At 68.0% G+C, this 13878-nt stretch carries 13 protein-coding genes; 7 read left to right on the top strand and 6 right to left on the bottom strand.

The features are described 5' to 3' along the window. The first annotated feature begins 118 nt into the window (after window positions 1-118). Both BR39_RS0100805 and BR39_RS0100800 read left to right on the top strand, forming a co-directional pair. Window positions 119-1717, top strand: coding sequence for an HWE histidine kinase domain-containing protein (locus tag BR39_RS0100805; protein WP_029907129.1), 1599 nt, complete (start codon window positions 119-121; stop codon window positions 1715-1717). A gap of 3 nt (window positions 1718-1720) precedes the next feature. Continuing rightward, window positions 1721-2089: a response regulator gene (locus BR39_RS0100800; RefSeq protein ID WP_029907128.1), complete on the top strand. Its 369-nt coding sequence runs from the start codon at window positions 1721-1723 to the stop codon at window positions 2087-2089. 136 nt (window positions 2090-2225) lie between these two features. Here BR39_RS0100800 and BR39_RS0100795 read toward each other — a convergent pair whose 3' ends face one another. After that, the gene (locus tag BR39_RS0100795; RefSeq protein ID WP_051695027.1) at window positions 2226-5096 is read right to left on the bottom strand and encodes a TonB-dependent receptor domain-containing protein; all 2871 of its coding nucleotides are present in this window, start codon (window positions 5094-5096) and stop codon (window positions 2226-2228) included. A gap of 452 nt (window positions 5097-5548) precedes the next feature. Here BR39_RS0100795 and BR39_RS0100790 point away from each other — a divergent pair, with 452 nt between their 5' ends. Next, window positions 5549-7519, top strand: coding sequence for a S9 family peptidase (locus BR39_RS0100790; protein ID WP_051695025.1), 1971 nt, complete (start codon window positions 5549-5551; stop codon window positions 7517-7519). 69 nt (window positions 7520-7588) lie between these two features. Here BR39_RS0100790 and cdd read toward each other — a convergent pair whose 3' ends face one another. Together cdd and BR39_RS0100780 are read right to left on the bottom strand one after the other, a co-directional pair. Continuing rightward, a complete protein-coding gene (gene cdd / locus BR39_RS0100785; protein WP_029907125.1) occupies window positions 7589-8032 on the bottom strand; it encodes a cytidine deaminase in 444 nt (147 codons plus the stop codon). Window positions 8033-8136: 104 nt separating this feature from the next. Then, complete coding sequence (locus tag BR39_RS0100780; protein ID WP_029907124.1) at window positions 8137-8409, bottom strand: BolA family transcriptional regulator; 273 nt, start codon at window positions 8407-8409, stop codon at window positions 8137-8139. A 59-nt stretch (window positions 8410-8468) separates the two neighbouring features. On the opposite strand from BR39_RS0100780, the gene BR39_RS0100775 reads away from it, so the two are divergent. Then, window positions 8469-9119 carry a J domain-containing protein gene (locus tag BR39_RS0100775; protein ID WP_029907123.1) on the top strand — a complete coding sequence of 217 codons (651 nt, stop codon included), beginning with the start codon at window positions 8469-8471 and terminating at the stop codon, window positions 9117-9119. Window positions 9120-9132: 13 nt separating this feature from the next. On the opposite strand, the gene BR39_RS0100770 is transcribed toward BR39_RS0100775, so the two are convergent. Both BR39_RS0100770 and BR39_RS0100765 read right to left on the bottom strand, forming a co-directional pair. Continuing rightward, window positions 9133-9987 (bottom strand): hypothetical protein, encoded by an 855-nt coding sequence (locus tag BR39_RS0100770; RefSeq protein ID WP_156035532.1) that lies wholly within the window; start codon window positions 9985-9987, stop codon window positions 9133-9135. 28 nt (window positions 9988-10015) lie between these two features. Continuing rightward, on the bottom strand, window positions 10016-10762 hold the full coding sequence (locus tag BR39_RS0100765; RefSeq protein ID WP_029907121.1) for a phosphatase PAP2 family protein: 747 nt from the start codon (window positions 10760-10762) through the stop codon (window positions 10016-10018). Between the two features lie 197 nt (window positions 10763-10959). Here BR39_RS0100765 and BR39_RS0100760 point away from each other — a divergent pair, with 197 nt between their 5' ends. The 3 genes from BR39_RS0100760 to BR39_RS0100750 all read left to right on the top strand — a co-directional run bounded on the left by BR39_RS0100760 (window position 10960) and on the right by BR39_RS0100750 (window position 13001). Beyond that, window positions 10960-11337 (top strand): RcnB family protein, encoded by a 378-nt coding sequence (locus BR39_RS0100760; RefSeq protein WP_029907120.1) that lies wholly within the window; start codon window positions 10960-10962, stop codon window positions 11335-11337. 150 nt (window positions 11338-11487) lie between these two features. Next, window positions 11488-12495 (top strand): cobaltochelatase subunit CobS, encoded by a 1008-nt coding sequence (cobS, locus tag BR39_RS0100755; protein WP_029907119.1) that lies wholly within the window; start codon window positions 11488-11490, stop codon window positions 12493-12495. A gap of 257 nt (window positions 12496-12752) precedes the next feature. Further along, the gene (locus BR39_RS0100750; RefSeq protein WP_029907118.1) at window positions 12753-13001 is read left to right on the top strand and encodes a DUF2188 domain-containing protein; all 249 of its coding nucleotides are present in this window, start codon (window positions 12753-12755) and stop codon (window positions 12999-13001) included. A 3-nt stretch (window positions 13002-13004) separates the two neighbouring features. Here the strand turns inward: BR39_RS0100750 and BR39_RS0100745 are convergent, their stop codons facing one another. Further along, window positions 13005-13199 (bottom strand): hypothetical protein, encoded by a 195-nt coding sequence (locus tag BR39_RS0100745; RefSeq protein WP_029907117.1) that lies wholly within the window; start codon window positions 13197-13199, stop codon window positions 13005-13007. Window positions 13200-13878: the final 679 nt, after the last annotated feature.

The raw sequence follows: 13878 nt of genomic DNA, 5'->3' as shown, positions 1-13878 counted from the left end.
TTCCAAGCCTCAACCGCAGGGCGCAGGATGACGTGGGCTTGGAACCATCACCATAACGGCGCGTTTGTGAGCACGCCCGCGGATGGCGGCAGGGGGGATCAAGGGCTTGGTCAGGGCGATGAGCCGCGCCGAAGGGGACGAGGTCGAGGACCTTCTGGCGCGCCTGGGCGCCGCCGAGGAGGCCCTGGCCGAGGAGGTGCGCCGCTCGCGGGCCCTCAACCGCATCGCCGAGGCCATCGGGGCCGGCCATGACGCCGAGACCCTGGTCCAGACGGTGGTCGACGGCGGCGTCGAGCTGACGGGCGCCCAGTTCGGGGCGTTCTTCTACAACATCGTCGCCCCGGACGGCGAAAGCTACACCCTCTACAGCCTGTCGGGCGCACCGCGCTCGGCGTTCGAAGGCTTCCCGATGCCGCGCAACACCGCTGTCTTCGCCCCCACCTTCAAGGGCGAGGGCGTGGTGCGGTCGGACGACATCACCCAGGACCCCCGCTACGGCCGCAACGCCCCGCGCAGGGGCATGCCCGAGGGCCACCTGCCGGTGCGCAGCTATCTGGCCGTGCCGGTGATCACCCGCGAGGGCGCCGTGCTGGGCGGTCTGTTCTTCGGCCATCCCCAGGTCGGCCGCTTCGGCGCGCGGGCCGAGAGCCTGATGGTCGGCCTGGCCGCCCAGGCGGCGGTGGCCATCGAGTCGGTGCGCGCCCGCGAGGCCGCCCACGCCGAGCTGGCCCAGCGCCGCGACGCCGAGGAGCGCCTGAAGTTCGCCCTGGATTCCGGCCGCCTGGGCTCGTGGGAGCTGGATGTCGAGACCCGCGCCTACCTGGCCTCGGACATCTGCAAGGCCAATTACGGCCGCCGCCCCGACGAGGACTTCACCTTCGACGACCTGGTCGCCTCGGTGCATCCGGGCGACCGCGACCGGATGACCGCCGCCATCGAGGACGCCATCCGGCACGGCGCCGAATACGACATCGAGTACCGGGTGCGCGCGCCGGTCGGCGAGACCCGCTGGGTGCACGCCCGCGGCCGCGCCGCCCAGACCGCCGACCACGGCGGCGCCCGGCGCATGGCCGGCGTGTCGCTGGACGTCACCGAGCGCAAGCGCGCCGAGGAGCGCCAGAAGCTGCTGGTCAACGAGCTGAACCACCGGGTGAAGAACACCCTGGTCTCGGTGCAGTCGATCGCCAGCCAGACCCTGCGCACCACCGAGACGCCCGAGGCCTTCCGCGACGCCTTCGAGGGCCGGATCATGGCCCTGTCGCACACCCACGACCTCCTGACCCAGCAGAACTGGGAAGGCGCCAGCCTGCGCGAGATCTTCGATTTCGAGCTCGAGGCCTTCGCGGCCCGCGACCGCATCGGCTTCGACTACGACCGCGACCTGCAGCTGAGCCCCAAGGCCACGGTGGCCCTGGGCATGGCCGTGCACGAACTGGCGACCAACGCCCTGAAATACGGGGCCCTCTCGGTCCCTGGGGGCGAGGTGCGGGTGGTCTGGGCGGTGGAGTCGGGCGAAACCGACGAAAGCCCGGCCCTGCGCCTGACCTGGACCGAGCGGGGCGGCCCGCCGGTGGTCGCGCCGACGCGCCAAGGCTTCGGCGCGCGACTTCTCGAAAAGGGCCTGGCGGGCGAACTGTCCGCACAGGTCAGCCTAGCCTATGATAGCCTCGGCCTAGCCTGCACCATGAGGTTGCCGATCCGTGCTTTGGAGCCCTGAACAATGAAGACCCTCGCCGCCCTCAAGGTCCTGGTGGTCGAAGACGAAGCCTTGGTCTCCATGTTGGTGGAGGACATGCTCAGCGACCTGGGTTGCGTCGTGGTCGGTCCGGCCGCCGAGCTGGAGGAGGCCCTGCGCCTGGCCGGTTCCGCCGACATCGACGCGGCCCTGCTGGACGTCAATCTGGGCGGACGCCCGATCTTCCCGGTCGCCGACGCCCTGAAGGAACGCGGCGTGCCGTTCGCCTTCGCCAGCGGCTACGGCGAGGCCGGCCTGTCGGAAGGCCACAAGGGCGCGACCGTGCTGCAGAAGCCGTTCCGCGAAGCCGACCTGCGCAAGGTGCTGGAGAGCCTGGCCGCCCAGGTGGCCTGACGGCCGCGCCAACGCGCGCCGATCCGGCAAAGAAAAAGAGCGGCGGGAAGCTCCCGCCGCTCTTTCCTTTTGTCTTGCGTCCGGGTTCCCGCCGACGCCGCCGGCCCCGAAAGGGTCGGCGGCGGGGCTGGCGGAACTACCAGCGCTTGTTGATCTCGAACACGAACCGGCGACCGCGCAGGTCGTAGGCGTTCAGCGCCGAGACGCCGATCCGGAACTGGCCGGCCGACTGGGCCGGGGGCAGTTCGTCGAAGACGTTCAGCACGCCCAGTTGGACCGACAGGTTGTCGAACTTCTTGCGCACGGTCAGCGAGTGGTACGCCGTGAACTCGGTGTACTGCTTGGAGTACAGGTTCTTGTTGTACCGGGTGCTGGAGTGGATGTCGCCACCGTCGATCAGCTCGGTGTCCGAGGCCTTGCCGTACATGTCGACCGCCCAGTTGACCGTCCAGTCGTTGTGGTCGAACCGGGTGTTGATCACGCCGGTGAAGTCCGGCTCGGTGGTTTCGCCGTTGTGGTCGTCCGGCTCGCCGCCTTCCAGCAGGTTGGTGACGTCCTCGAACTGCCAGGTGAACTGACCGTCGATGGTCAGCTTGCCGGCGGTGAACTCGTGCTGGTAGCGCGAGTTGAAGTCCAGGCCGCGGTTCTTCTGGCTGGCGACGTTCAGGTAGTTGTCGTTGATGATCGTGACGTCGTGGCTGACCGGGTCACGATTGAACAGCGAGCAGAAGTCGTTCGGGTAGTTGTTGCCGCCGTAGCAGGCGTTGAGGATGTTGCCGGCCCCGAAGTTGGCGACTTCGTTGTTCACCTCGATGTCGAAGTAGTCCAGCGCCAGGCTCAGGTCCATGAAGCTGGGGGTCCAGATCACGCCGAAGGTCGCGGCCTTGGAGGTTTCGGCCTTCAGGCGGCCCACGCCGCCGCCGGTGCTGACCAGCGGGGTCGAGGATTCCACGTAGTCGTCGGGGATGCCGGCGGCCGCGCAGTTCTGTTGCAGGCGGGTGTTGGTCGATTCACCCCAGCGACGGCATGGGTCGACGCCGTTGAAGAACGAGGTCTGGTCGGCCAGGTACAGTTCGTACAGCGCCGGGGCGCGGAACGAGGTGCCGTACGACGAGCGGATGCGGAAGGCCGACGACAGCTGCCAGTTCAGGCCGACCTTGTAGGTCTCGTCCGAACCGTAGCTCTTGTAGTCGGTGTAGCGGCCCGACAGGCTCAGATCCAGCTTCTCGATCGCCGGCAGGTCCTTGAAGATCGGGATGGCCAGTTCGCCGTAGATTTCCTTCACGTCGTCGCTGCCGGCCGTGCGGCCCGCGGTGCTGTAGCCCCAGTAGTTGGCGTTCTGGGCATTGAAGCCGGGGGTGTCGTCCAGCTTGTCCTTGCGGTAGGTGGCGCCGAACGCCGCGCCGACCGGGCCGGCCGGCAGGGTGAACAGGTCACCGCTGATCGAGCCTTCGAACGAGTACTGGGTGTACTTGGTCGTGCCGGTTTCCTGACCGATCAGGAAGGCCTTCTGGGCCGGGGTGAGGTTGCCGGCCAGCACGTTCGGATTGAAGTAGTCGATGTTCATGCACGAGCCGCCGGAGATCGTGATCTCGGACGGGTCGCAGCCCAGGCCGCTGCCGCCGGTGGTGGCGTAGACGCGGTCGGCGTAGATGAAGTCGCTGGTGTATTTGGCGTCGGACTTGCCGTACTGGCCGTAGACGTCCCAGTCCCAGTTGTTCAGGAAGCCGGCGCCGTTGATCGTGCCGCGCAGGCCGCCGACGACACGACCGTAGTCGATCGTCTCGCGCTGGAAGTGCGGCAGCAGGATCAGCGGGATCGCGTCGCCCGACGCGCCGCCGGCCTGCAGGCCCGCGGCGACCGAGTTGTTGGGGTTGTCGCCCGACACGGTCTCGAACAGGTACATGATGCTGGTGCCCGACGACTTGCGGCGGTTCAGCAGCACTTCGGTGTAGGCCTCGACGTTCGGCGTGATGTCATAGCTGCCGGTCAGGTAGATCGTGCCGCGCTTGACCGGCGAGATCGCGTCCGAGTTCTGGTAGGCCGCGTTGTCGTAGTTGGCGTACGGATAGGTGGCCGGCTGGCCGGCGCGGGCGGCGCGCACCCAGTCGGGCAGGAAGCCGCGCGTGGTCAGGCCCGCCGCCGGATAGCCGCCGGGAGGGGCCTTGGACAGGGTCGGGTCGTACTGGAAGATGCCGCCGTAGACGTCGGCCGCCTGCCAGGCGTTGTTGACCGCGTTGTAGCACTTGTAGTGGCCGGTCGCCGGATCGATGAAGTCGACGCGCTCGCCGGTCACGGCGTCGAAGCGGTAGTCTTCGGCGCAGGAGGTGTATTTGCGGTCCTTGACCTTCAGCGCCTTCTGCTCGTTGTAGTCGGCGGTCAGGTTGATGTAGCCCTTGTCGAACACCTTCCCGGCGGTGCCCGAGATCCGATAGGTCTCGCCTTCGCCGCGGGCCGGGACCGAGCCGTAGACGTTCAGCTCGACGCCGTCGAAGTCCTTCTTGGTCATGATGTTGACGACGCCGGCCACGGCGTCGGAGCCGTAGATCGACGAGGCGCCGTCCTTCAGGATTTCGGTGCGGTCGATGATCGACGACGGCAGGACGTTCAGGTCGACCGGGCCGACGGTGCCGCCCTGGCCGGCCGGCGCCAGGCGGCGGCCGTTCAGCAGGACCAGGGTGCGGTTGGCGCCCAGGCCGCGCAGCGAGATGCTGCTGATGTTCTCACCGCCGGTGATCACATAGCCGGTCAGCAGGTTGTTCGACTGGAACGAACCGCTGGCGGCCGACGACTTCTGCAGGATGTCCCCGGTGTCGGCCAGGCCTTGCAGGGTGGATTGCTCCGAAGTGATCACCTGGATCGGCGAAGCGCTGGTGTATTCGTTCCGCTTGATGCGCGAACCGGTGACGACCAGGGCTTCGACTTCGCTGTCCGAGGAGGCGGTCGACGAGCTCGACGTCTGGGCGAAGGCTGTCGGCGCGGCCGACAGAGCGATGACACCCGCCAAGATTGAACTTGTGAGCAGTGACTTGCGATCAAGCATATGGACCCCTCAATTTTTAGCATGTCGGGGACACGACAAAAAAATTGCGTCACCCCCGATTGCGGAGAACGCTATTCACCTTCACTGCGTCGCTCAACGATAAGAAGCGCGTGAGCAAACTTCGGCCGAACAGCGTTACAATCTGGTCACAGTGCCGCCACGAATGCGACACGGCGCCGCATTGTGCGGCGTTCCACCGGCAAACGGTGGGTTGGAGACCGATGCAATCTGGATAGATTACCCTAGGCGGGGGTGTTTCGTCGGTCGCCGCGCGTGTCGGGGAAGGGACCGACGCGAAGTAAGACCACGCTTACAAAACGGAATCTTTTTCCAATCCGAGGACTTTGGGCAGCAACATGCGTTCATACAATTTAGGATTGCTCGTCGGCGCCGCATTCTGTCTGGCGACGGCGCCCTTGGCGGTTCAGGCCCAGGCGCCGGCCGCGCCGCCGGTCGCCAAGGACTTCGCCCGCTACGCCCAGATCGACAACGTCAGCATCTCGCCGGACGGCCAGCACATCGCCGGCCTGGTCTCGCAGGACGGCGAGAACAAGGTCATCGCCATCTGGGAGACCGCCAATCCCGACAAGGCCCCGACCATCCTGGGCTCGGCCAAGATGCAGCTGATGGGGATGAACTTCGTCAAGAACGACCGCCTGGCGGTCCTGGCCCAGCAGACCTGGACCTACGGCGCGACCAAGACCCACCTGCAGAAGCTCTACATCACCGACCTGAAGGGCTCGGACTGGAAGCCGGCCCTGCCCGAGAACCGGGGCAAGACCGAGGACGAGCAGTTCGCCCAGGCCGTCAGCAACCCCTCGATCCTGAGCCGGATGCCCAACGATCCGCGCCACATCCTGGTGCTGAACACCAACTTCACCGGCTCGGGCGACGTCTACAAGGTCGACCTGTACGACGGCTCGGCCGACCGGGTGACCCGGGGCTCCGACCACTTCGGCGGCCTGCAGGCCGACCACAAGGGCGAGCTGCGCGCCCGCCAGAAGGTCGATTTCGACGCCGGCAAGGTCTATATCGGCCAACAGATCCGCGATCCGAAGACCGGCGAATGGGTGGAGCACTGGCGCTCCTACGCCAAGGACCGCAACCTGATGACCGTGGTCGGCTTCAGCGACGACCCCAACATCATCTATGTCAACGTCCGCCAGGGCGACGCCGACAAGACCGGTATCTACGAGTACGACATCGCGCAGAAGAAGATCACGGAGCCGGCCTTCGAGATCAAACTGTTCGACGCGGGCGGTCCGATCCTCGACGACGACGGCAAGCTGCTGGGCTTCGACTACGAGGCCGAGACCGCTCGCAACTACTGGGTCGACCCCACCCTGGCGGGCGTCGCCAAGAACCTGCCGTCCGCTCTCGGGGTCAAGACCGTCAGCCTGGCCTGGACCGATCCCGGCGGCGCGCCCACCGCCAAGTTCAGCTATCCCGACGGCGCGGGCGCCGAGATCGCCGACTGGTCCAAGGACAAGAAGTACGTCCTGATCCGCAAGTCGGGCCCGAACCTGCCGCCGGAATACTACCTGCTGACCGACGGGACCAAGCTGACCCTGCTGGGCAAGTCGCGCCCGCAGCTGGCCGCCGCCAAGCTGGGCGAGTCTCGGCTGGTGGAATACAAGGCCCGCGACGGCCTGATGATCCCGGCCTTCCTGCACACCCCGCCCAAGGACGTCTACGGCGAGGGCCCCTACCCCGCCATCGTCCTGCCGCACGGCGGCCCCTCGGCCCGCGACCATCTGGACTGGGACGTCTCGGGCTGGACCAAGTACTTCACCGCCCGGGGCTATGTGGTGATCCAGCCCCAGTTCCGCGGGTCGGAAGGCTGGGGCTCCAAGCTGGCCCGGGCCGGCGACGCCCAGTGGGGCAAGACCATGCAGGACGACAACGACGACGCGGCCAAGTACCTGATCGACCAGAAGCTGGCCGCGCCCGACCGCATCGCCCTGTTCGGCTACTCCTACGGCGGCTACGCGGCCTACGCCGCCGCCATCCGTCCCAACGGCCTCTACCAGTGCTCGGTGGCCGGGGCGGGCGTGGCCGAGATCAAGCGCTTCCAGGGCGAGACCTTCAACGACCGCTTCCTGCGGGAATACCAGCGCCCGACCATCGACGGCATGGACCCGATGCCCAACGCCAAGAACGTCTCGATCCCGATCTTCATCTATCACGGCGATCGCGACCAGACGGTCGAGGTCGAGGAATCCCGCCGCTTCGTCGGCGCGCTGAAAGCGGCCGGCAAGACCTACAAGTACCTTGAGATCAAGGACATGGGTCACCAGTACAACTTCATGACCCCGGCCATGCTGGAGACCCAGCTGACCGAGATCGAGAACTACCTGAAGACCGACTGCGGCCCCGGCGGCCTCTGACCGGTTTCCGGAACCTCGGGAAGGGCGGCCTGCGGGCCGCCCTTTTTCGTTGCCGCTAGTCCAGATTCCTCAATCCAGGTCCCTGGGGCCGAACGAGTCGGGCAGCAGGCTCCAGAACGGCGTGCGGCGCGTGGCCTTGCCGCCCTGGACCGAGACGATCTCGCAGGTGTCGGCGGCGAATTCGGCGATGCGCTGGCGGCAGGCGCCGCAGGGCTGGACCACGGCGTCGGAGCCGGCGGCGATCAGCACCTTGGCGATCTTGCGCCCGCCCGCCGTGACCATCGCCCCGATCGCCGTCTGCTCGGCGCAGGTGCCCGACGGATAGGCGGCGTTCTCGACATTGACCCCCAGGTGGGCGCGACCGTCGGCGTCAATCACCGCGGCGGCGACCGTGAAGTTCGAATAGCGGGCGTAGGACCGCGCCAGCAGGGCCGGCAGGGCGGCGGCCAGGGCGGCCTCGCTGTCCTCGTCCAGGAAGATGGGGATCGGGGTGGTGGTGTCGGTTGCGCTCATGCCGGCCTCGTCGCCGGCGGAAACCGCGTCTTTGCGGGATCGCGCCGGGCGCAGAGGCAATCAGTCGCGGGCCGCCCTGGCAAGCCCGTTTTCACGCCAAAGGGTCAAGCTTCGCCCGGCGCCTTGGCGACGATCGACAGGGCGTGCACGGGGCCCGCCATCTCCTCGGCCAGGGCCTGGAAGATCAGGCGCTGGCGCTGCACGCGGGCCTTGCCCGCAAAGGCCTCGGCCTCGATCAGCAGGTTGAAGTGGCTCTCCCCGCCCTCGCGATGTCCGGCATGGCCCTGATGGCGGTGGCTGTCGTCGACGACCTCCAGCCTCGTCGGCGAAAACGCGCGGTTCAGTTTGGCGGCGATGGTGTCTGCGACGGCGCCCATGGCGGCTTCCTTGCTTGTCAATCCTTGAACGCAAATAGCTGCGGCTTACTCTAAGCGCCATGAGCGCCGACTTCGAATATCGCCCCAAGTTTTTCGACATCCGTGTCCGCCCCCCGAAATCGCCGGAGGAAGCGGCGCGGGAGAACGACGTCTACGCCCTGAAACCGGGCGAAGTGCGCTGCGATCACCCCGAATGCCGCTCGGCCGCCACGGCCAAGGCGCCCAAGTCGCGCGACCTGCCGGGGGTCTACTACAATTTCTGCCAGCGCCACGCGGCCGAGTACAACAAGAACTGGAACTTCTACGCCGGCATGAGCGAGGGCCAGATCCGCGCCCAGCAGGAGCAGGAGAAGATGACCGGCGGCCGGCCGACCTGGTCGATGAAGGCCGACTCGCGCTCGCGCGAGGCCGCCGCCGCCGCCGCCCGCGACGCCCGTCACCTGAACGATCCGTTCGGCCTGTTCCGCGCCCAGCAGCGCAAGGCCGAATCGGCCGCCGCCGGCCGCCAGCTGGGCAAGCTGGAACGCCAGGCCCTGGCCGACCTCGACCTGGAGGCCGGCGCCGACGGCGCGGCGATCCGCGCCCGCTACAAGGACCTGCTCAAGCGCTGCCACCCGGACATGAACGGCGGCGACCGCAGCGCCGAGCACAAGCTCCAGCGGGTGATCAAGGCCTACAAGACCCTGCAGAAGTCCGGGCTGGCGAAGTAGCGGCCTTCTCCGCTCAAAGCAGCCGGTAGCCCTTCTCGACCTCGTAGGCGACGTCGGCGGGGTGCTCGTTCAGGATCAGCGGCACGTCGAGGCCGACCAGAGGCCGGCTCGGCCGGGCCAGGGGCTGGCGCGTCTTGGCGTCCAGCTCGGCGCGAGGCTCGATCCGCCACCCGACCTCGCCCGCGACCAGGTCGGCCGCCACCAGCCGCTCGCCCTTCGCCGGGTCGGACTCGGCGCAGGTCACGGCCAGCCGTCCGTTGTCCTTCCACGCCCCCGCCCGGCAGGCGGCGATGTCGCTGGCCGCCGCCAGCCGCAGGCCGCGCGGGCCGGCTTCGAAGACGCTCACGCCGCCGCCGCTGTCCGGATCCTCATTGGCGATCACCAGCCAGCGGCCGTCCGGAGAGGCCGAGGGGTCGCCCAAGGCGCTGACCAGTCCGCCGGCGGCGTCGACCAGATAGGCCATCTCCTCGCCCTCGCCGTGGAAGAAGGTCAGCCACGGATAGTCGCGCCCGCCCAGGCGCCAGACGCCCCGGAAGCGCCAGCGGGCGCACTGGTCGAAGCCGTCGCAATAGCCGGTGTCGGTGAAGCTGGCGACGTCGCGGCCGCCGACATGGACGACCAGGACGTCGCCCTGCCGCCGCGCGACGCCCGGCCAGCGGGAAAACGGCGCCGTCTCCTGGTCGCGCTCGAAGGCGAGATTCTGCTGGCGGTCGGCCTCGATCTCGGCGGGGGTCATGGCGTTGGGGTCGATCGCGGCCGTTGGGGCCGGGCGAGCCGGGACCGGCGCCGGCGCGTCGGGCGCCTCGCAGGCCGCCAGGGTCGCGGCGACGACCATGACGACACCGCCCGCGAAACCCGCTTTCCGCATCACCCGCCCCCTCGCAACCCCAGGGAGACTATCGACCTTCGCGACCCGGGTCGAGCCGCCGCCCCGTCCTGCGTTCCCACCACCACGCCGCCACCCAGCAGGCCATGGCCCAGGCCGCGCCCAGGCTCCAGCCGGCCAGGACGTCGCTGGTCCAGTGGACGCCCAGATAGATCCGCGACGCCCCGACCAGCAGGCTCAGCAGCACCGCCGCGCCCAGGGCCAGGGCCTTGACCCGCTTGAGGGTGGCGAACCGCGCCGCCAGGGCGCCCAGGGTCAGGAACACCACGGCCGACAGCATGGCGTGGCCGGAGGGGAAGCTGGGATTGGCCGCCTCGACCGCGCGATAGACAATGTCCGGCCGCTCGCGCCCGAACAGCTGCTTGAGGCCCTGGCTGATCGCCACCCCGCCGCCGGCCCCGACCAGCACCACCAGGGCCTCGCTCCAGCGCCTGAGGCTGAGCATCAGGGCCAGGGCCAGGGTCACGACCAGGGTCAGCACGGTGATCGAGCCCAGGGCGGTCACGTCGGCGGCGGCCACGTGCAGCCATTTGGGCCCGACCAGGCTGTTGGGATCGCCCGGCAGCCGCAGGGCCTTGAGCACGGCCAGGTCGAAGGCGGCGGTGTCGCCCTCGGCCACGTCCTCGGACAGGTCCAGGAAGGCCAGGGCGCCGCCCGCCAGCACCAGCAGGGCGGCCACGGCGCCGAGCTCGCCACGCGCCGCCGCGAGCAGTCGCGGCAAATCCCGGCGAGGTCGAAAGGCTGGAAAACGCATCATGTGCAAGTGAACGCACAAAACTGGATTTCGCGCCCTCCAGTATTCTAGGCGATCATCGAAATGTTTCGCCCTCGAAACATGATGAACCATTCCTGACCAGCGCCGTTCATCCCCGGTCCAAACCACTCTCGCTAGTGTCGGACTATCGAAGAGGTTCGGCAGTGTCGGACTGCCACGCAACAGGAAAGGACCTCGTTATGAAGCGTCTGATCATCACCACCCTGGCCGCCACCCTGCTGGCCGGGACCGCCCTGTCGGGGACGGCCATGGCCGCGGGCCAACGTTACGACGACCATCGCTACGACCAGCGTCACGACAGCCGCTACGACCGTCACGACGATCGCCGCGACCATCGCTACGACCGCCGCGACGAGCGCCGCGACTACCGTCGCTGGCAGCGCGGCCAACGCCTGGACGCCCGCTATCGCGGCAACGGCTACTATGTGAGCGACTATCGCCGCCACGGCCTGCGCGCCCCGCCCCGCGGCTATCGCTGGCAGCGCGTGAACGACCAGTACGTCCTGGCGGCCATCGCCACCGGCCTGATCGCTTCGGTGATCATCGCCAACAACTAGGCCCTTCCCGAAGAGCCTTCCAAGACCTGTAGCGAGCGCCCCGGACGGTCCAACCGTCCGGGGCGTTTGCGTTCGCGCGGTGTTTTTTCCATGCAGGACTGGCCTTCGCCCTTCCCTCCCCCCACGTCAAAGCGGTAAGCGAAAAGCATCATGCCCGACCTGACCGACAGCCACGCCGCCGATCCCCTGATCACCCTGGCCCCCGACAAGTGGGTGACGCTCCGCGACGCGTTCGGCGTCGACAGCGACATGAAGGTGCCCGCCTTCAGCCACAAGGACAGCCACGTCCCGGACATCGACACCGCCTACCGGTTCGACCCGCAGACGACCAAGGCCATCTGCGCCGGTTTCGCCAACGACCGCCGGGTGATGGTCCAGGGCTATCACGGCACCGGCAAGTCGACGCACATCGAGCAGATCGCCGCCCGGCTGAACTGGCCGCTGGTGCGGGTGAACCTCGACAGCCACGTGTCGCGGATCGACCTGGTCGGCAAGGACGCCATCGTCCTGAAGGACGGCAAGCAGGTCACCGAATTCCGCGAAGGCATTCTTCCGTGGGCCCTGCAGCGCCCGATCGCCCTGGTGTTCGACGAATACGACGCCGGCCGCCCGGACGTGATGTTCGTCATCCAGCGCGTGCTGGAGGCCGGCGGCAAGCTGACCCTGCTGGACCAGAACCGCGTCATCCGCGCCAACCCGTACTTCCGCCTGTTCTCGACGACCAACACCATCGGTCTGGGCGACACCACGGGCCTCTATCACGGCACCCAGCAGATCAACCAAGGCCAGATGGACCGCTGGTCGATCGTCACCACGCTGAACTACCTCGACCACGACGTCGAGGCCGGCATCGTCCTGGCCAAGAACCCGTCCTACGACACGCCGGACGGCAAGCGCGCGATCGCCGCCATGGTCCGCGTGGCCGACATGACCCGCAACGCCTTCATGAACGGTGACATCTCGACCGTCATGAGCCCGCGCACGGTGATCACCTGGGCCCAGAACGCCGAGATCTTCGACAAGGACATCGGCCTGGCCTTCCGCCTGACCTTCCTGAACAAGTGCGACGAGCTGGAGCGGCCGACCGTGGCGGAGTTCTTCCAGCGCGCGTTCGGGACCGACCTGCCCGAGAGCGCGGCGCGGGTGAAGGTGGCTTAGGGCTGGATCTCAGCGCCAACAGCTAAGGCCGTCATCCCGGGCCTTGTGTCCGGGACCCCTCTGTCCGCCGCAGGTGCGGCGCGCCAATGCGCTCCACATGCGAGCTGAACCAGGGTTCCCGGGCACAAGGCCCGGGATGACGAGCGCGTGAGGGCGTGCGGGAGAAGGATCACAGCCGCTCCATTCAAGACTTCCCGCTTGGAACCGTGGCCATCGAGGCGCAGTTTCAAAAACGAGCCTTTCAACGGAGCCGTCCCATGACCGACATCACCTACCTCATCGTCGAGCACGACGGCGGCTGGGCCTACAAGGTGGGCGACGTGTTCTCCGAGACCTTCAAGACCCACGACGCGGCCCTGCACGCGGCCCAGCGCGCGGCCGGCGAGCAGCGGATCGCGGGCGAGGACACCGGCATCTCCTACGAGGATGAGCGCGGCCGCTGGCGCGACGAGCTGTCGGCCGGCGACGACCGTCCGACCACCCACGTGGTCGACGGCAAGAAATAGGCCTCAGGCGGGGTCGCGCCCCACCTCGAACAGGCGGACGACGCCGTCCCAGACCTCGATCCGCGCGCAGCTGCGGTGCTCGGCCAGCAGTTCGCGCGCATGGACCGCCGGGTCCTCGCCGTTCTCGAAGACGCGGACGTCGAGGAACGGCGAGCGGCCGTCCGCCGTCAAGGCCACGAAGGTGTAGGTCTGCCCCAAGTCGCCAGCCCCTCGGCGCGCTCCTGATCCGAGCCCAGGCTAGGCAGGTTCCGCGCCCCGCGTCCGTCGGACGGCCGACAGAGCGATACCCCCTCTCCCAGAGGGAGAGGAGGGGCCCGCGCCGAAGGCGCGGGAGGGTGAGGGGTTACATCCTGACAGGTTTGGCTGCGACCGCCCTGCCGGCGCGCCGGTTGGCGTCGTAACCCCTCACCCTACCCTCTCCCTATGGGAGAGGGTTCCGAGTGGGCGACTTATGCTCGGCGGATAGCGGATGAAGTTCAGCGTTTTCAACGCCCTGAACTTTCTCGACCCGATTTGGTCCTCACCCTCCAGACCGCCCGTATCCTTTACCCACCTCGACGCGGGAAAGGGCGCATGGCCAGCGACCGATGCGGCGGCGGGGGGCGATCGAGCGGGAAGCTCCTTCGGCGGTCCGAAAGGATCAAACCCCATCCATCTGGTGCCGGCTGGGCTCGGAACACGGATACAGCGTTGGATGGGGGCCGGTTGAGCAGCAGGCGGGCGGTGAGACGCTCGCGGTCCGGGACTGGAGATCGTTGCTCCAGCCCGCCCGTCGGAGGCTTCAAGGCGGCGAGGTTCGAACAGAGCTCAGCGCCGCCGCGCTTCCGGACAACGACCGCGCGGAGCGATCGGGCTTCGTCGAAACGGTATTCTCTAA

Source organism: Caulobacter sp. UNC358MFTsu5.1 (genome assembly GCF_000712075.1).
Lineage (GTDB): Bacteria > Pseudomonadota > Alphaproteobacteria > Caulobacterales > Caulobacteraceae > Caulobacter.
Note: the sequence above shows the minus strand (reverse complement) of the source record. Positions and strands in the feature narration are given on the sequence as shown.

Excerpts from the sequence above, each read along its gene's own strand:
- BR39_RS0100805 (WP_029907129.1), top strand. The coding sequence starts at position 119 with ATGAGCCGCGCCGAAGGGGACGAGGTCGAGGACCTTCTGGCGCGCCTG.
- BR39_RS0100800 (WP_029907128.1), top strand. The coding sequence starts at position 1,721 with ATGAAGACCCTCGCCGCCCTCAAGGTCCTGGTGGTCGAAGACGAAGCC.
- cdd (WP_029907125.1), bottom strand. The coding sequence starts at position 8,032 with ATGAGCGCAACCGACACCACCACCCCGATCCCCATCTTCCTGGACGAG.
- BR39_RS0100780 (WP_029907124.1), bottom strand. The coding sequence starts at position 8,409 with ATGGGCGCCGTCGCAGACACCATCGCCGCCAAACTGAACCGCGCGTTT.
- BR39_RS0100775 (WP_029907123.1), top strand. The coding sequence starts at position 8,469 with ATGAGCGCCGACTTCGAATATCGCCCCAAGTTTTTCGACATCCGTGTC.
- BR39_RS0100770 (WP_156035532.1), bottom strand. The coding sequence starts at position 9,987 with ATGCGGAAAGCGGGTTTCGCGGGCGGTGTCGTCATGGTCGTCGCCGCG.
- BR39_RS0100765 (WP_029907121.1), bottom strand. The coding sequence starts at position 10,762 with ATGATGCGTTTTCCAGCCTTTCGACCTCGCCGGGATTTGCCGCGACTG.
- BR39_RS0100760 (WP_029907120.1), top strand. The coding sequence starts at position 10,960 with ATGAAGCGTCTGATCATCACCACCCTGGCCGCCACCCTGCTGGCCGGG.
- cobS (WP_029907119.1), top strand. The coding sequence starts at position 11,488 with ATGCCCGACCTGACCGACAGCCACGCCGCCGATCCCCTGATCACCCTG.
- BR39_RS0100750 (WP_029907118.1), top strand. The coding sequence starts at position 12,753 with ATGACCGACATCACCTACCTCATCGTCGAGCACGACGGCGGCTGGGCC.